At 70.1% G+C, this 17,052-nt stretch carries 12 protein-coding genes; 7 read left to right on the forward strand and 5 right to left on the reverse strand.

From position 1 onward, the window contains the following. Positions 1-42: 42 nt before the first annotated feature. Together OG246_RS37930 and OG246_RS37935 are read left to right on the forward strand one after the other, a co-directional pair. Positions 43-1,236 (forward strand): sensor histidine kinase, encoded by a 1,194-nt coding sequence (locus OG246_RS37930; RefSeq protein WP_266473502.1) that lies wholly within the window; start codon positions 43-45, stop codon positions 1,234-1,236. Next, positions 1,233-1,907 (forward strand): response regulator transcription factor, encoded by a 675-nt coding sequence (locus OG246_RS37935; protein ID WP_266473504.1) that lies wholly within the window; start codon positions 1,233-1,235, stop codon positions 1,905-1,907. The genes OG246_RS37930 and OG246_RS37935 overlap by 4 nt, the downstream gene beginning before the upstream one ends. Before the next feature lie 26 nt (positions 1,908-1,933). On the opposite strand, the gene OG246_RS37940 is transcribed toward OG246_RS37935, so the two are convergent. From OG246_RS37940 to OG246_RS37950, 3 genes are all read right to left on the reverse strand, one after another. Beyond that, complete coding sequence (locus tag OG246_RS37940) at positions 1,934-2,779, reverse strand: carbohydrate ABC transporter permease (RefSeq protein WP_266473506.1); 846 nt, start codon at positions 2,777-2,779, stop codon at positions 1,934-1,936. 119 nt (positions 2,780-2,898) lie between these two features. Continuing rightward, the gene (locus OG246_RS37945; protein WP_266473508.1) at positions 2,899-3,879 is read right to left on the reverse strand and encodes a carbohydrate ABC transporter permease; all 981 of its coding nucleotides are present in this window, start codon (positions 3,877-3,879) and stop codon (positions 2,899-2,901) included. A 9-nt stretch (positions 3,880-3,888) separates the two neighbouring features. Next, the gene (locus OG246_RS37950) at positions 3,889-5,376 is read right to left on the reverse strand and encodes an ABC transporter substrate-binding protein (protein WP_266473510.1); all 1,488 of its coding nucleotides are present in this window, start codon (positions 5,374-5,376) and stop codon (positions 3,889-3,891) included. A 304-nt stretch (positions 5,377-5,680) separates the two neighbouring features. Between OG246_RS37950 and OG246_RS37955 the strand changes: the two genes are divergently transcribed. Together OG246_RS37955 and OG246_RS37960 are read left to right on the forward strand one after the other, a co-directional pair. Next, a complete protein-coding gene (locus OG246_RS37955; protein ID WP_266473512.1) occupies positions 5,681-6,715 on the forward strand; it encodes a LacI family DNA-binding transcriptional regulator in 1,035 nt (344 codons plus the stop codon). Beyond that, positions 6,715-8,673 (forward strand): DUF2264 domain-containing protein, encoded by a 1,959-nt coding sequence (locus tag OG246_RS37960; protein WP_266473514.1) that lies wholly within the window; start codon positions 6,715-6,717, stop codon positions 8,671-8,673. Before OG246_RS37955 ends, OG246_RS37960 begins: the two co-directional genes overlap by 1 nt. A 121-nt stretch (positions 8,674-8,794) precedes the next feature. Here OG246_RS37960 and OG246_RS37965 read toward each other — a convergent pair whose 3' ends face one another. Together OG246_RS37965 and OG246_RS37970 are read right to left on the reverse strand one after the other, a co-directional pair. Beyond that, positions 8,795-9,754, reverse strand: coding sequence for a glycoside hydrolase family 6 protein (locus OG246_RS37965; RefSeq protein WP_266473515.1), 960 nt, complete (start codon positions 9,752-9,754; stop codon positions 8,795-8,797). 111 nt (positions 9,755-9,865) lie between these two features. Then, positions 9,866-12,088: a glycoside hydrolase family 9 protein gene (locus OG246_RS37970; RefSeq protein WP_266473517.1), complete on the reverse strand. Its 2,223-nt coding sequence runs from the start codon at positions 12,086-12,088 to the stop codon at positions 9,866-9,868. Between the two features lie 303 nt (positions 12,089-12,391). Between OG246_RS37970 and OG246_RS37975 the strand changes: the two genes are divergently transcribed. The 3 genes from OG246_RS37975 to OG246_RS37985 all read left to right on the forward strand — a co-directional run bounded on the left by OG246_RS37975 (position 12,392) and on the right by OG246_RS37985 (position 17,016). Beyond that, entirely contained in the window at positions 12,392-13,732 is a 1,341-nt protein-coding gene (locus OG246_RS37975) for a GH1 family beta-glucosidase (RefSeq protein WP_266473519.1), read from the forward strand. Positions 13,733-13,794: 62 nt separating this feature from the next. Beyond that, entirely contained in the window at positions 13,795-14,796 is a 1,002-nt protein-coding gene (locus OG246_RS37980) for a LacI family DNA-binding transcriptional regulator (RefSeq protein WP_266473520.1), read from the forward strand. A 564-nt stretch (positions 14,797-15,360) separates the two neighbouring features. After that, a complete protein-coding gene (locus tag OG246_RS37985) occupies positions 15,361-17,016 on the forward strand; it encodes a carboxylesterase/lipase family protein (RefSeq protein ID WP_266473521.1) in 1,656 nt (551 codons plus the stop codon). Positions 17,017-17,052 lie beyond the last annotated feature (36 nt).

The following is a 17,052-nucleotide window of genomic DNA, read 5'->3' on the forward strand; positions in this document are numbered from 1 at the left end:
GCCGCTCCTGTCGTGACCGTCACCCAGCAGGGAGCCGCTGCCGTGCCCCCCACTCGTTCCGCCCTGCGCAGGCTGTCCCTGTCGGTGTGGCACATTCCGCACCTGGTCTTCCTGACCGTCGTCACCGGCACCCTCGCCCGGCTCTTCGCCGTGCACACGTGGCTGTGCTGGATGGTCGCCCCGCCCATCGTGGTCCTGGCCCTGGCGTACGTGGGCGGGCTGGCGCGATGGGACCGGCTCGGCACCCGGGGCAGGCCCGCCTGGCTGGGACTGCTCCTGCTGCTGTGGGGGTGCGTCTGCTGGGCCCTTCCGGCCGACCTCGTCACCGGGTACGTGTGGTTGGCCATCCCGCTGGCCGTGGTGGCGCAGCGGATGCCCGGACGCCGATTGCCTCTCGCGGCGCTCTGGGTGACGACCGCGCTGCTCGTGGCGACGCTCACCCGGATCAGCGGCGGGTTCGACCTCGAACTCATAGCGCCGCCGACCGCGGCCATCTGGGCAACCGTGGCTCTGCACCGCACCCAGGAACGACTGATGCGTGAACTGACCGCCACCAGGGGCGAGTTGGCGGCACGCCAACGCGAGGCCGGCCGCCTCTCCGAGCGCGCCCGCCTCGCCCGGGACCTGCACGACACCCTGGCCCAGGAGATCTCGGGGAGCCGCATGCTGCTGCAGGCCGCCGACCGGGACTGGGAACGCAGGCCGGATGCGGCAAGGCGACAGGTGCGGGCCGTTGTCGACGCGCTCGGCACGCACCTCGCGGAGACCCGCGGCATCATCCACGATCTCACCCCGCCCGGTGTGGAACGCGATGGCCTGGAGACGGCACTGCACGAGCTCTGCGCCCGTACGGACGCCGCTCCAGGAGCTCCCACGGTCTCCGTCTCCACGCGGGGTGAGCCCTGTCCCGTCCCCACCGACCTGGCCGTCGCCCTCCTGCGCGTGACCCGGGGCCTGCTGGCGAACGCGTGCGAGCACGCCCGCGCCACACATGTCCGGGTCACCCTTCAGCACATGGACGGGGCTGTGGCGGTCGAAGTGAGCGACGACGGAACGGGATTCGACCCCGCGGTCACGGTTTCCGCGAAGGAGGGGCGGGGATTCGGACTGGCCGCCGCACACGACCGGCTGGCCGAGCTGGAAGGCACGCTCACCGTCGACGGCGTACCCGGCCTCGGGACCAGGGCGAGAGCCACCGTGCCGGTGCGGGCGCGCGTCACCGCGGGCGCGGCGTGAACGACGTTCCCGCGCACACGGTGCGGATCCTGATCGTGGACGACCATGCCGTCGTACGAGCCGGCCTGCGGGCCCTGCTGGAGGGTGAGCCCGGATTCGACGTGATCGACGAGACCGGCGACGGTGAACAGGCCGTACTCCTCGCCGGGAGGCACAGACCCGACGTGGTTCTGATGGACCTGCGGCTGAGGGACGGCGGCGGCACGGCTTCCGACGCCGAGGCGGGCGGCATCGCCGCGACACGGCGGATCACCGCCACCGTTCCCGGCGTCGACGTCGTCGTCCTGACCAGCTACGGCAACAGAGGGGACGTCGTCCGAGCCATGGAGGCCGGCGCCCGCGGCTATGTCCTCAAGGCGGGCCCGCCCGAAGAACTCTTCCGCGCGGTACGCGCCGCCGCGGCCGGGAGCATGGGCCTGGCTCCCGAGGCCACCGCTCACCTCGTCGGCGGGACGATGGAGGACGGCCCGGTACTGAGTGAGCGCGAGCTCGAAGTCATCAGGTTTCTCGCGCAGGGACACAGCAACCGGGCCATCGCGGCGGCCCTGCACCTCTCGGAAGCCACGGTCAAAACGCACCTCGTCCGCATCTACCGCAAGCTCGGCACCGAGAACAGGGTCGGCACGGTGTCCGAGGCCGTTCGGCGTGGACTGCTTGAGATCGGTGGATGAGGCGTCCGCGTCACCCTCGCCGAGCGCTACTGCTTGACCGCCCCCGCCAGCCCGTTGATGAAGAACCGCTGCAGCACGACGAAGATCAGGACGATGGGCAGCAGGGTGATGACCGACCCCGCGCACACCAGGGTCCAGGCGGTGGAGTTCTGGCCGATGAAGTTGAACATGCCCACCGACAGCGTGTGCAGTTCGGGGCGGGAGAGGGTGAAGACGAGCGGGATGAAGAAGCTGTTCCAGGCCGTGATGCAGGCGAACAGGCCGACGGTCGCCAGCATCGGCCCGGACAGCGGCAGCATGATCCGCCAGAAGATCTGGTGGAAGCTCGCCCCGTCCACCCGGGCCGCGTCCTCCAGGCCCCGGTCGATCGTCGTGAAGTAGCCCATGAAGAGGAAGGTGCCGAAGACCATCCCGCCCGCCGACTGGACGATGACCACCGACCAGAGGGTGTTGAGGAGATGGAGCCGCTGGATCAGGTCGAAGACCGGGATGATCGTGTAGCCGTGCGGCAGGAAGAGGGTCACCCCGACCAGGCCCAGCCAGATCTTCTTGCCGGGGAACTCGGTGCGGGCCAGGACGTAGCCCGCCATGGAGGTGGCGAGCAGCGTCACGATGACCGTGCCGGTCGCGAACAGGACCGTGTTGACGAAGAACCGGCTGAAGTCCGCCTGCGTCCAGGCCTCGCTGTAGTTGGACCAGTGGAACTCGGAGGGGATCGGGTTCAGCCCGCCGGAGAAGAAGCCGTCGGTGCTCTTCAGCGAGCTACCCAGCGCCCAGAGGAACGGGTAGAGCCAGATGAGCCCGCCGCCGAACAACGCGAGATAGAGCAGGCCGCGCCGGCCTTGGCGCAGGCGCGGGGACAGTGTGGACATCGACGAGACCCTTTACTGGTTGGCGACTGATGCGCCCTCAAGGGGCGCGAGGAACTGCGCGACCAGCCACGATGGCGCTGCAGACGATTGACGGCACCTGGCCGCCGTACCGCGGAGCACTAGGCGGCGCGCCGTCGGCCGATCCCCCGCAGCGCGAGGACCTGCAGCGCGGAGAAGACGATGAGCAGCAGTCCGTAGAGGAACGAGGCCGCGGAGGCCAGGCCGACGTCGGGCTGGGCGGCGGAGCCCGGGGAGCCGCCGAAGGCCAGGTGGTAGATGTACGTGTTGACGACCTCGGTGGCGAAGTACGGGCCGCCGCCGGTGAGGACCTGCACCAGGTCGAAGACCTGGAAGCTGCCGATGAAGGCCAACACCACGATGACGACGCCGACTTGGCGGAGCATCGGGATGGTGATGCGGAAGAAGGACTGGACGGGGCCGCAACCGTCGAGCTTCGCCGCCTCGTACAGCTCCGCCGGGATGGTCTGCAGTCCGGCGAGGAAGTAGACGAGGTTGTAGCCGAGGGTGTGCCAGATGCCGATCAGGATGATCACGGCCAGGGCGGTGTGCGGATCCCCGAGCCAGTCGATCTGCCCGTCGGTCACCCCGGTCTTGGCGAGCAGACTGCCCGCCGAGTCACCAAAGTTGGCGAGCATGAGCTGGATGACCACGCCGACGACCGCGGCCGAGGTGACGACGGGGATGAAGTAGACGGTCCGGAAGAACAGCGCGAACTTGAGCTTCGGGTTGTTCAGTACCAGCGCGAGCGCCAGCGCCAGCACGAGTTGGACCGGGACGAGCACGAACGCGTAGACGAAGGTGTGCCCGACGGCGCCCCAGAAGATGCGGTCGTGCAGGATCTGCCGGAAGTTGGCCAGGCCCACGTAGTCGCCGGGTTCGCCGATGCCGTTCCAGCGGTAGAAGGTGTAGCCGAAGGAGGCGAAGATCGGGTAGACCACGAAAGCCAGCAGCAGCACGGCCATTGGGGCGAGATAGGCGTACGACCACTTGGCGGCGCGGATTCTGCGCCAAAGGCCGGGCCGGGGGGCGACCGTGGGTGCGGTCCGAGGCGGCCGCTGACGGGTGGCGAGGAGTGACATGTTGACCGCTCACGCCTTCTTCGTGGTGTACGGCTTGGTGGGGTCCCAGTCCGGGAAGACGTAGTCGGACGTGCTGACCTTCTTGCCCTGCTTGGCGACTGCGGCGACCGCGTCGGAGAAGAGCTGGAACTTCTTGTCGGCCAGGCTGCTCAACTCGCTCTGTACGTCCTTGATCTGGCCGGTGTAGATGCCGGTCACCACATCGCTGATGTCCGGCTTGGGCGCGCTGGGCGCGACGGCTGCCAGCGCCGGGTTGCGCACGAGGGGCACCGGGCCGCGGAGCACCTGCTCGGTCATGCCGACGAAGGTGGCGAACGGCTTGGAGTCGATGCCGACCGGGTCGTTGTTGGCGGGGTGGGCGGAGACGCCGTTGAGAGCCTGCACCCAGCGGCGGCCCGCGGCGGGGGACGTCAGCGCGTCCAGCCACTGGAAGGCCTCGTGCGCCTTCTTGCTCTTGGCGGAGACCGCGGCGAAGGTGCCGTTGCCGACCGGGTCCGCGTAGTAGTAGCCCTGCGGGGTGGTGGTGGGCGAGGGCAGGGTGACCAGGCTGTAGTCGGTGAACTTGTGCTGGGTCCACTCGGGTTGGTTCCACACGCCGCCGACGGTCATGCCGAACTTGCCGCGCTCGAAGAACGCGCGGGCCGCTTCGTCGGAGAGGCTGACGGAGTTGGGGTGGAAGAAGCCGCGCTTCTTCCATTCGACGAGCAGCTCCAGGAAGTCGGCGTACGCCCGGTCGGTACCGAACGTCCACTTGCCGACGCGGTAGTCCATGCCCAGGCCGGGGCCGGTGGGGGCGCCGCCCGGTGCGCCGGCGCCGCGGACGAACAGGTCCAGCCACCAGGCGAGGACGCCGATGTTGTCGGCGTTGCCGAAGCCGAAGCCGTACGACTTGCCGCCGCTCTTCTTGGTGATCGTCTGGGCGGCGCTGGTGACTTCGTCCCAGGTCCTGGGGATCTTGACGCTGCCATCAGGGTTCGTCAGCCCGACGGACTTGAAGACGCCGTGGTGGATGTAGAGCTGGAGCTGTGGTCCCGAGCCCTTCAGCGGGGCCGAATAGACCTTCCCGTCGAAGACGTTGGCTCCTTCCAGGAAGGTGCCCTCGGGGAAGCGCGACTGCCACTCGGGTGTCGCCCACTCGTCGAGCGGCATCAGCCAGCCCTTGGCGACCTGTTCGGCGACGCTGGGCACCTGCGGGATCATGAAGACGTCCGGCGGGTTGCCGCTGCGGTTGGCGAGCGCCACCAGGTCCGCGTACTTGGCGTTCTGCTGGGTGGTCTTGTTGACGCTGACCCCGCTGTGGCCCTTCTCGAAGAGTTCTATCTCCTTGTCGACCCAGGGGGCTTGGGTGACGTACCAGTCCCAGTAGGCGAGTGCGTCCGCCGACGCGGAGGGGGAGCCGGAGCTGCATGCGCTCAGGCCACCGCCCAGCGCCATGGTGCCGGCACCGAGTGCGGCGGCGTGCAGAAGTCGGCGTCTGGAGACGTTCGACGAAGTCATCTGGTGTTCCTCCGAGGCGGAAGAGGGATGCTCAACGGCGTGTAACGTTCACTCAACCGTTTACAGTAACCGGGACGTTAAGGGTGCGTGTCACGCCCGTCAAGGGGTTCGACGAGGCTTTACGAGACGATCCGCACGGCGCCAGAAAGCCTCACAAGTCAGCTCCCTGCCAGGGCATAGAGAAACGCCGACAAGTTGTGTAACTTTTTCATCGGCGTTACTCACATTGGCTGTTCACCTGGGCGAGGAGAAGCAGAGCATGGCTCAAGGTCGGGGTTCCGCAGGTCGGGCGACGATTCGTGACGTGGCGTCGCGCGCAGGTGTGTCCGTCGCCACCGTGTCGCGGATCCTCAGCGGGGCGTACACGGCGCCCCCGGCGACGCACGACCGGGTCATGGACGCCGTGCGCGAACTCGACTACGTGGTCAACGCCAACGCCCGCTCCCTCTCCACGGCTTCGGGGATGGTGGCGATGGTGGTCAACGACATCACCTCGCCGTTCTTCATGAACGTCGCCTCCGGAGTCGAGGAACAGGCCGTCGCCGACGGCCGGGTCTGCCTCGTCTGTTCCACCCAGGGCGTCCCGGAGCGCGAGTTGTCGGTGATCAACCTGATGCGCCAGCGGGGGGCTGAGGCGATCATCCTGGTCGGCGGTATGGCCGAGACCGAGGAGCATCTCGCCCAACTCGCCGCCGCCGCCGAGGGGATGGACCGGGCCGGCGCCCGCATGGTGCTCTGCGCCCGGCCGTGGAAGGGCGCGAAGGCGCCGGTGGACGTGGTGGAGTGCGACATGGAGGCCGGCGCCTTCGCGGCCACCAGCCATCTGATCTCCGCCGGCCACACCCGGGTGGCCCACCTGGCGGGACCGCACGAGTTCAGCGTGGCGGGCCAGCGCCTCGAAGGGTACGAGCGGGCGCTGCGCGCGCACGGCATCAAGCCCGACCCGGCGCTCGTCGCCGAGAGCGACATGACCCGCGAGTCCGGATACGAAGCGGCCTGCCGGCTGCTCACCGGCACCGACGCCACCGCGATCTTCTGCGCGAGCGACATGAGCGCCGCGGGTGCCATCGCCGCCGCCCGCGACCTGGGCCGCTCGGTCCCCGGCGATGTCTCCGTGGTCGGCTTCGACGACATCCCGCTCGCCGAGGACCTGTATCCGCGGCTGACCACCGTGCACGTCCCGCAGCAGGAGCTCGGCCGCTCCGCGACCCGGCTGGCCCTGCACCGCCGCCCCACCGATCCGCCGAGCCGCCGCGTGGTGCTCGGCTCGCACGTCGTCGTACGCGAGTCGGTGGCGCCCCCCGCCCGCCTCAACACCGTCGGAAAGGCTGACAGTTGATGCCGGAAGACCGGCTCCTCTCCCCGTACACCGGCTGGACGCGTACGCACTGGGAGGGGCTGGCCGACGCGCAACTGGCCGCCATCCGCCCGTACGCCACCGACCGGCACGCCCTGCTCCATCTGCCCGGCCCCGCCAGCCGCTCCGGCCGGCACAGCGACGGCCTCGAAGGGTTCGCCCGCACCTTCCTGCTCGCCGGCTTCCGCCTGGCGCACTCCGGCGACACCGACCCCGGCGGCCATGCCGAGTGGTACGCCGAGGGCCTGACCGCCGGCACCGACCCTCGCTCACCTGACCACTGGCCGACCCTGCGCGAATGCCGACAGGCCAAGGTGGAGTGCGCGTCGGTGGCGATCGCGCTGCACGAGACACGGCCGTGGATCTGGGACCGGCTGGACGACGGCGTACGGCAGCGGATCATCGCCTGGATGACGGACATGCTCGGCAGTGAGGTCCCCGACAACAACTGGGTCTGGTTCCGGGCGATCACGTCGGCGTTCCTGCGCTCGGTCGGCGGACCGTGGAGCGCGCGCGACATCGACCACGCGATCGCGCGGACGGAGGAGTGGTACGCGGGCGACGGCTGGTACGCCGACGGGGGCGGCACAGCCGGCGCGCTGCGGCACTTCGACTACTACTCGGGCTGGGCCATGCAGTACTACCCGCTGTGGTACTGCCGCATCTCCGGCGCCGACGCCGACCCCGCCCTGCTCCCCCGGTACCGCGCCCGGCTGCGCCGCTACCTCGAGGACGCCCAGCACCTCGTGGCGGCCGACGGCGCCCCGCTGTACCAGGGCCGCTCCCTCACGTACCGCTACGCGATGCTCTGCCCGCTGTGGACCGGCGCCGTCTTCGACGCCACTCCCCTGCCCGCGGGCCGCACCCGCCGCCTGGCCAGTGGCGTGCTGAGGCACTTCACCGAAGCCGGCTGCTTCGACGGACGCGGCCTCCAACCGCTGGGCTGGCACGGGGAGTTCCCGGCCATCCGGCAGCCGTACTCGGGGCCCGGCTCGCCGTACTGGTCGAGCAAGGGCTTCGCCGGACTGGTGCTGCCCGCCGAGCACCCGGTGTGGACCGAGAAGGAAGAAGCGCTGCCGATCGAGAACCAGGACGTGCGGCGGACGCTGACCGCCCCAGGGTGGCTCGTCTCCGGCACGGCCGCGGACGGGGTCGTACGCGTCGTCAACCACGGCAGCGACCACGCCTTCGGTGACGGCGTCGACGCCGAGGCGGACGACCCGGTCTACAGCCGCCTCGCCTACGCCACCCACGCCGCCCCCGACAGCACGGACGCGAGCCTGAACGACCCGCTCGACTCGCACATCGCCCTGCTCGACGCCGAAGGGCGCCCCTCCCACCGCCGTCCGCTGACCCGGCTGCACCTCGGTGTGCGCACCGCCGTCTCCCGGCATCGCGCGCACTGGCCGCTCGGCCCCGTTCCCGCGCCGTACGCCCACGACCCCGCGCCCGACTTCCGTACAGGTCCGTGGATCACGACGGCGTCCATGCTGAACGGCCCGCTGGAAGTCCGGCTCACCAGGGTCGACGGCCCGCTGGAGGAGCCGCTGCGGCTGCGCCTCGGCGGCTACTGCCTGGCCACCGCCGAGCCGCCGCTCGCGCACGAGGCGAGCGGGCCCGCCGCATGGGTGCGCCGCCCCGCGGGCCTGTCCAGCACGGTGGTCGCGCTGCGCGGATTCGACGAGGCAGGCGTCGCCACCGCGCGGGACGCCAATGCCCTAGGCCCGCACTCGGCGACGCCCTGGCTCGGCACGGCGGCGGAGGTCCAACCGGGCACGGTGTACGCCGCGTTGGTGTGCCTCTCCGGAGTGATCGAGGGTCCGGCCACGGCCGAAGCCGTACACCTGGAGGTCTCCTACGACGGCGACGGCACCGCCCTCGCCTCCGTCACCTGGCCCGACGGCACCGAGGACAACGTCCGCCTGGAGCCGCCGAGTTGACGAGCGGGTAGCGGGCACGACGTGGGGCGCGGGCTGTCAGGGGCCCGCGCCCCACGCCGGATCGAGTGCCGTACGTCGGGATCAGTCGCCGTACGACGGAATCAGGTGCCGTACGCCTGGATCACGTGCCGTCGATCAGCCGGACGGCGATCGCGGGGCTGAACTGTCCGGCGGGAACGGTCGGGGCGATACCGCACTCCCCGTCGGAGTTGCCCGGTGTCTTGACCCACAGCAGCAGGTCCTCGCCCCCGCCCACGCGCGCGGTGACGCCGAGTTTGCGCCCGGCCGGGTTGCACCACTCGCCGTTGGAGCCGTTGCCGTTGCGGCTGGTGTCCACGACGAAGTGGGAGCCGCCGCCGAGGGCCGAGTTGATCGAGTTGCCGTAGGTCTCCGAGGACGCGGTGGTGTAGAAGTTCGAGACGTTCAGGGAGTAGCCGCGGATGTTGCGCACGCCCGCGGAGTTCAGCCGGCTCGCCATGGTCGCCGGGGCGACCCAGTTGGTGTGTCCGGCGTCGAGGTAGGCCCAGGTGTTGGGTGCCTTCTGCTGGAACATCTGGCTGGCGTACGCGAGCATCGCGAGACGGTCGCTGACCTGCGTGCTGGTCAGGCAGCTGAAGTCCGACAGGGCGTCCGGCTCGATGACGACCACGGCGGGGCGGTCCCCCACCGCGGCCGCGAAGGTGGAGACCCAGGTGCGGTACTCGGCCACGCTGCCCGCGCCACCGGAGGAGTGTCCGCCGCACGCGTCCCGGAGCGGGATGTTGTACGCGACGAGTACCGGCAGCTTGTCGTGGCTGTCGGCGGCTCCGACGTAGCTGGCCACGGCCGGTCCGATCGCCCCGCTCTCGCCCGCGAACCAGCGGGCGATCGGCTGGGACGCGATGGCCGACTGGATGCGCGCGGCCCGCGCGTCGCCGGAGTTGTTCCGGACCCAGACGGCCGGGCCGGAGTCGGGGTTGGAGTAGAAGCCGCTGGTCAGGGAGATCGGGCTGGCGGCGGCCGCCGGACCGGCCGCCGCGAACGACATCGGTAGGGCGAGCAGACAGATCAGGGCGGTTCGGAGCAGGGGGTTCCAGCGCATGGTGAGTCCCTATCTCTGGGGGGGTGGGGCTGTCGCGGGCCCCTCGGCTCGGCTCCCGCCCGCGCTCGTCCTGCGCGGGCGGGGCCACGGCGGTGATGCTGAAGCCGGCTCTCAGCGCGCGGAGTCGGCGGCGAAGGTCGCCACCCAGGCGAGTGCGGAGTTCCAGTTGATCGCGATCTCGTTGGTCGAGTACGAGTAGATGTCGTCGATGTAGCAGGTGGCCGGGGCGCAGCCGACCAGGTTCTGCTGCGCGACCGGGTCCTGTAGGGCGGAGTCGGGGCCGCCTGCGAGCGAACCGGGCGGCGGGCTGGGCAGCTTGGGGTCGATCTGGTGGGCCCAGATCCGGTTGTGCTGGTTGTGGCTGGCCTGGGTGCCGTATCCGGTGACGAAGGACTGGTTGAGGGCGTTGCGGCCGAGGAGGTAGTCCATCGACTCAAGCGCGGCGCTGCGGTAGACGCTCCGGTGGGTGATGTCGTAGGCGGTCGCGATGACCAGGGCGTTGTTCACGGTGACGCTGTTGGAGCCCCAGACGTAGGCGCCGTTGGCGGGCAGGCTGGGGTTCGGGTAGCCCTGCGACCGCTCGTCCCGTACGAACCCGTCCGCGACGGTGAGCACCCGCTTGCGCGCGGCGGCGACCATGCGGTCGGGGAAGCGGCTCGGCAGTCGGACGACGGTGAGGTCGGCGAGCGCGCCGGTGTCCCGCCAGGAGAATCCGGCCGGGGTGATCTCCGTGTCGATGCGGGACAGGTAGGCCCGGTCGTGCGTGGTGGCGTAGAACTCGGTGGCGGCCCAGGAGAACTCGTCGGTCACGTCGGTGTCGGCGTACGCTCCGCCGCCGACGCTGTCGCTGCTCGGGGCGTACACGTCGGGGTGGGCGAGCGCGGCCTTCCAGGCGGTCCTGGCCGCGGTCAGGCACCTGTGGGCGAAGGGCGCGTCGTAGCGGGCCCACACCCGGGCGCACTGGGCGCCCGCGGCGGCCAGGTTGAGGGTGGCGGCCGTGGACGGCGCGTGCAGGTAGCGGGGTTGGGAGTCCTTGTCGGGCTGGGTGGGCAGGGCGGACCAGGCCAGGTCGTGGATCTTGTGGTGGGCCATGCCGGCCAGCGGTTCACCCGCGGGCACCTGCATGCTCAGCAGGAACTCCATCTCCCAGCGGGACTCGTCGAGTACGTCCGGGACGCCGTTGTCGTTCTCGGGGATGCTCAGCAGCCCGTCACGCAGCCCCGCCAAGTCGCCCTGGCCGCGGGAGCGTTCGTAGGAGTCCATCAACTGCCAGGCGGCGAGCGCTCCGTTGACGACGTACTTGCCCTGGTCACCGGCGTCGTACCAGCCGCCCCGGACGTCAAGGGAGTAGTCGCAGGCACCGGGCAGGCAGGGCACGTCCGTGTCGCCCTTGTTGGGTGCCACGCCGAGGTGTCCGGCGGGCCGGGCGTAGGCCTCGCCTGCGTACTGCGCCTCGATGGGGGTGCCGCTGCGGACGGCGTAGAAGTAGGCGAGTGCGTCCTTGCGCAGGGTCTTGTAGGGGTTGTCCGCGATGGCGAACGGATAGCTCGTCGCCCCGTCGACCGCGAGCGTGTATCCCGTACCGGCCGTACGGACCGAGCTGAAATCGGCGATGTGCACATGGTCACCGGACGCGGCGTCCGTGCCCTGGACGTGGGTGAGTCCGTTCTTCACGACCGCGCCCGAGGAGTCGAGCAGGCGCCAACTCACGGGCGTCGCCGAGGCGTCGACGATGGATGCCTTCTTGGGGCCGTGGACCGCGTAGCCGTACTGGTTCGCCCGCACCGAGGAGCCGAAGTCGCGACCGCCGCCGGGAGGTATCGCACCGCCGGTGAGGGAGACGTCGTCGAGGCACAGGGTGAACGGCTGGGTGGCGCCGCCCTGTTGGAACAGCAGCTGGGCGTGCAGTCCTGCGGTCGTGGACGTGCCGGTGAACTGGAAGGACTTGGGCGTGCCGGTGACGGCGGCGGCCTTGTTCAGGGTGGCCGGAGCGGTGGGCAGCTGAACCACGGCGCGGATCGACATGTCCCGGGTGGCGGAGGCGGTGAAGCTCAGCGTGTACGGCTGGCCGGCCTCCAGCGGGATGTCGTTCTGGCCGATCATGGAGTCCCATACGTTGACGGTCCCCGCGGGAACGTCGGCGCACAGGCGGCCCAGACTCACGGCGGACGGCGTGTTGGCACTGCTCCACCAAGGGCTCTTCACGCTGTCGAACGTGCCGTTGAGCACCCGTTCGTATGCCGCTTCCGCTGCGGTGTGCGCGGGTGTCGCGGCCAGGGCGACGGTCAGGACGGGTGCGAGGAAGACTGCACCCCATCTGGCTCTGTGGGACATACCGGGCCCTTCTCGGTGGCAGGGTTCCCGGTCGGTGCGGCGTCAGTGCCAGATGTTCGGCTGGGGCACCGCGGCTGTCAAGTCTTCACGCACATAAGACTTTTCTGCGTCCGAACACTTCACAGACTGAACGCACCGCTCCTAGGCTGCGACTGTAAGCGCTTCCAGTTTTACCTGGAAACCTCACGTAGATACCGGCCGAGCTGCGGCGTCAACCCAGCTCAGCAGTGACATACGAATCAAGGACGAGAGCATTCCGATTGTTAACGCTCTCGGAATGCCCACCGGTGGAGGTTCAACTCAGTGAGCACGTTCGATCCCGGCTTCCTGTGGGGCGCCGCCACCTCGAGCTACCAGATCGAGGGCGCGGTCACCGAGGACGGCCGGGGCCCCTCCATCTGGGACACCTTCGCGGCCACCCCGGGAGCCATCCAGGGCGGCGACACCGGAGCCGTCGCGGCCGACCACTACCACCGCTTCCCCGAAGACATCGCGCTGATGGCCCAACTCGGCCTGCGCGCCTACCGCTTCTCCCTCGCCTGGCCCCGGATCCAGCCCACCGGCTCCGGGCCGGCCAACCAGCGCGGCCTCGACTTCTACCGCCGCCTGACCGACACCCTCCTCGACCACGGCATCCAACCCTGGCCCACCCTCTACCACTGGGACCTGCCCCAGCCGCTGGAGGACCGCGGCGGCTGGCCCGTCCGGGACACCGCCGAGCGGTTCGCCGAGTACGCCGCCCTCGTCCACGAGGCGTTGGGCGACCGCATCACCCACTGGACCACCCTCAACGAGCCATGGTGCTCGGCCTTCCTCGGCTACGCCACGGGCCGCCACGCCCCCGGCCGCCGCGAACCCGCCGCCGCCGTACGCGCCGTCCACCACCTGCTCCTCGGGCACGGCCTGGCGACGGAGGCGATACGAGGCGACGCCCAGGTCGGCATCACGCTCAACCTCACCCACATCTCCCCGCTGAGCACCGCGCCCGCCGACCTGGACGCGGCCCGCCGCATCGACGGCATGCAGAACCGCCTCTTCCTCGACCCCCTGCTGCGCGCCGCCTACCCCGACGACGTACTCGACGACCTCCACGAGGTCACCGCCTTCGGACACGTCCACGACGGGGACCTGAAGACGATCGGCGCTCCACTCGACCACCTCGGCATCAACTACTACGCACCGATGCTGGTCGCAGGCGGCACGACGCCGACCCAATCCGCCTATGTGGGCTCGCCGTTGGTCCGTGTCGCCGACGGCGGCCGGGCGAGGACCGCGATGGGCTGGGAGATCGACGAGAGGGGACTCCTGAAGCTCCTCCTGCGTCTCAAGGACGACTATCCGGCCGTACCGCTGTACATCACGGAGAACGGCGCCGCCTTCGACGACGTGGTGCTCCACGGCGAGGTGCGTGACCCGGACCGGATCGCCTACCTGGACGGCCATCTCCGCTCCTGCGCACAGGCGATCGGCCGCGGAGTGCCGCTCAAGGGCTACTTCGTCTGGTCGTTCCTCGACAACTTCGAGTGGTCCTTCGGGTACCGGCCCCGCTTCGGCATCGTGCACGTCGACTACGCGACCCAGCGCCGCACGCCCAAGGACAGTGCCCGCTGGTATGCCGAGGTCATCAGGCGCGGCGGCCTCTGACACGGTCCGCGCCTACAGTGCTGTACTGCCCACCCCATCCGTACGAACAGGAGCAGCCCCACATGACGAGACGGCCACCGACGCTGGACGAGGTGGCGCTGCGCGCCGGGGTGTCCGTCGGAACCGTCTCGCGTGTGATCAACAACCGGCAGCACGTCAGCACGAAGGCGCGGCAGGCGGTGGAGAGTGCTGTGGCGGAGCTGGGCTATGTGCCCAACGTGGCGGCCCGTTCACTCGCCTCGCAGCGCCGCGGCGCGGTGGTACTGGCGATCTCCAGCGACGACCCCGCGCTGTTCGCCAACCTCTTCTTCGCCGAGGTGATCACCGGTGTGAACGCGGTCATCGAGGAGACGGACCTCGAACTGCTGCTGGTCCTGGCCGCTTCCGAGCGGGGCCGGGCCCGGCTGGCCCGCATCCTCAAGTCCCGGGGTGCGGACGGCGTCATGCTGCTGGCCCTGCGCGAGAACGACCCGCTGGCGAAGGTGGCCGAGGCAGGGGGCGTACCCGTCGTGCACGGAGGCCGCCCCCTTGACCGGGCCCCGCGCTGGTACGTGGACGCCGACAACCGGGGCGGGGCCCGCCAGGCGGTCGAGTATCTGATCTCGACGGGCCGCCGCGCCATCGCCACCGTCACCGGCCCGCAGGACATGCACGCGGGTGTCTCCCGCTACCTGGGCTTCCGCGAGGCGGTCGCCCTGGCCGGCCTGAAGGACCACCGCGTGGCCCACGCCGACTTCAGCGAGGCGGGCGGCGCCGCGGCGATGGCCCGGCTGCTCGACGAACACCCGGACCTGGACGCGGTGTTCGTCGCTTCGGACGTCATGGCGGCCGGCGCCCTGCGCGTCCTGCGCGAGCGCGGCCGAGCCGTCCCCGAGGACGTCGCGGTCGTCGGTTTCAACGACATCCTCACGGCCCGGCACACCCAGCCGGCCCTGACGACGATCCACCAGCCCATTGTGGCCCTCGGCCGCGAGATGACCCGCATGCTGGTGCGCGTACTGGCCGGCGAGGAGCCGACGCCCCTCATCCTGCCGACGGAGCTGGTGATCAGGGGGTCCGCGTAGCGCGGCCTGCCCGACCTGTTGGAGCGTACGGCGAACGTCCACGATCCCCGCGAGCGCGGCGTCCCCCGTCGCATGGATGTCGCCGCGGAGGTCCATGCCCGGCGTTCGACGGTGCGCCTTTCGCGGCCCGTCGCGCCGCGGTGACCGTGATCGACGTGTGAAGGCCCGATGCCCGCCGTCACCCGGCTCGCTTCAAGAGTTGTAGGAAATTTTGTCGCACATATTGCTGACAGTATTGCCGCGCGGTTACGTTTCCATACACGCGAACACGGCTCACAGCGCTCGTGGCACACGTCCCGCCGCAGCGTCAGCAGCCGGCACAGCCGCACACGCACGTACCCGCAGACCGTTCCGCCGCGCCGACCGGTGCGTATCCCACTCAGTGGACTTCCGCAGCCGCGCCTCCCCCACAGCCACCACCACCGGTCGCCGACGTGGCCTTCTCATCGGAGGCGAACGTGATCGGACCTGCCCTGAAACAGCGAGTGGCCGCATGGACGGCGGCCCGGTAACCCCCGCCCCTCATTCCCCATCCCCCTCACCCTCAACAGGAAGCAGGGATCGATGAGCCGCAGGAGAATCAACGCGAGAATCGGTGCGGCCCTGGCCTTCGCGGGCCTGCTGGGCCTCGGCCTCATGAACCCGCTGTCGACCGGCGCGTCGGCACAGAGCTCCGAACGCCCCACCTCCACCGTCGTGGAAACCACGAACGGCAAGGTCAAGGGCGGCAGCCGGACCAACTACGACCAGTGGCTCGGCATCCCGTACGCCGCGTCGCCCACCGCCGCCCAGCGGTGGACCGCCCCGAAACCGGCGGCGAAGTGGAAGGGCGTACGGGACGCCACCGAGTTCAGCGACCGCTGCGCCCAGCCCTCCGGCTGGGATCCCGGCTACGAGAATCCGACCACCACCGAGGACTGTCTCGCCCTCAACGTCTATGTTCCGGAAGGCACGAAAGGCCGACTCCCGGTCCTCGTCTGGATCCACGGCGGCGGCTACTTCGGCGGTGCCGGGCAGGACACCGACCCGCGCAAGTTCGTCGAGCAGACGGGCTCAGTCGTCGTCACCATCAACTACCGACTCGGCCCGCTCGGCTTCCTCAACCTTCCCGAGCTGCGCACGGAGAGCGCCAACGGAGCAGGAAACTACGGGCTGTTGGACCAGCAGGCGGCACTGCGCTGGGTGCAGTCCAACATCACGAACTTCGGCGGCAACCCGAAGAACGTCACCATCGCGGGGCAGTCCGCCGGCGCAAGTTCGGTCTGCGCCCAGCTCGCCTCGCCCACCGCCAAGGGCCTGTTCGCCCGCGCGGGCATCATGAGCGGCAGTTGCGGCATCCAGTCCGCCGCGGCCGGTGAGACGCAGAGCCGGGCCTTCGTCAAGGAGATCGGCTGCTCCACCGCCTCCGACGTCCTCGCCTGCCTGCGCGCCAAGCCCGCCTCCGCGATCGTCGCCGCCCAGCAGAAGGCGGCCGTACGGCCCTCGCTCGGCGGCGCCGCCTTCCCGACCGACCCGGCGATCGCCGTAGGGACCGGGAAGTTCAACCGCGTCCCGGTCGTGCTCGGCCAGACGAACAGCGAACGCGGCCTGTCCACGTTCCAGAACTACGACTACCTCGGCAAGCCCATGACCGCCGCCCAGTACGAGACGGAGGTCCGGGGCGCCTACGGGGCCAACGCCGACAAGGTGCTCGCCGAATACCCGCTCAGCGCCTACAAGACGCCCGGCGAGGCGTGGACTTCGGCGCAGAACGGCTCCACCTCCTACGCCCGCCAGCAGCTGATGGGCACGCTGTCGCGCTGGACGCCCACCTACGCCTACGAGTTCGCCGAGAGCGACACCCCGCACTTCACCTCGATCTTCCTGATCCAGCAGAAGAGCGAGACCGCGCGGAACTTCCCGTTCGGCGGCGCCATCCACGTCGACGACCTCGGCTACATCTGGAACTACCTCGGCCAGACCATGCCCTACGACGACGACCAGCTCGAACTGTCCGAGCAGATGATCCGCTACTGGGGCCACTTCGCCGCGACCGGCGAGCCGAACGGCACCCGCACCCCGGCCTGGCCGAAGTACAGCACCAGGACCGGCGCCCTGATGTCGCTCTCCGCCTGCGACACCGCACCGTCGAGCGGCGCCTCCCCGGCGGCCTGCTCCAAGGTCTCCACACGGTTCGACGAGGAGCACAACCTCGACTTCTGGAAGAGCCTCTCGTCCTGACGGTCCGTGCACGTCGGCTTGAGTGGTGCCCGCGGG

Source organism: Streptomyces sp. NBC_00620, from assembly GCF_026341825.1.
Lineage (GTDB): Bacteria > Actinomycetota > Actinomycetes > Streptomycetales > Streptomycetaceae > Streptomyces.

What these genes read in the sequence shown, in the direction of transcription:
- OG246_RS37940 (WP_266473506.1), bottom strand. Translation starts at nt 2,779, where the DNA reads ATGTCCACACTGTCCCCGCGCCTGCGCCAAGGCCGGCGCGGCCTGCTC.
- OG246_RS37945 (WP_266473508.1), bottom strand. Translation starts at nt 3,879, where the DNA reads ATGTCACTCCTCGCCACCCGTCAGCGGCCGCCTCGGACCGCACCCACG.
- OG246_RS37950 (WP_266473510.1), bottom strand. Translation starts at nt 5,376, where the DNA reads ATGACTTCGTCGAACGTCTCCAGACGCCGACTTCTGCACGCCGCCGCA.
- OG246_RS37960 (WP_266473514.1), top strand. Translation starts at nt 6,715, where the DNA reads ATGCCGGAAGACCGGCTCCTCTCCCCGTACACCGGCTGGACGCGTACG.
- OG246_RS37965 (WP_266473515.1), bottom strand. Translation starts at nt 9,754, where the DNA reads ATGCGCTGGAACCCCCTGCTCCGAACCGCCCTGATCTGTCTGCTCGCC.
- OG246_RS37970 (WP_266473517.1), bottom strand. Translation starts at nt 12,088, where the DNA reads ATGTCCCACAGAGCCAGATGGGGTGCAGTCTTCCTCGCACCCGTCCTG.
- OG246_RS37980 (WP_266473520.1), top strand. Translation starts at nt 13,795, where the DNA reads ATGACGAGACGGCCACCGACGCTGGACGAGGTGGCGCTGCGCGCCGGG.
- OG246_RS37985 (WP_266473521.1), top strand. Translation starts at nt 15,361, where the DNA reads ATGAGCCGCAGGAGAATCAACGCGAGAATCGGTGCGGCCCTGGCCTTC.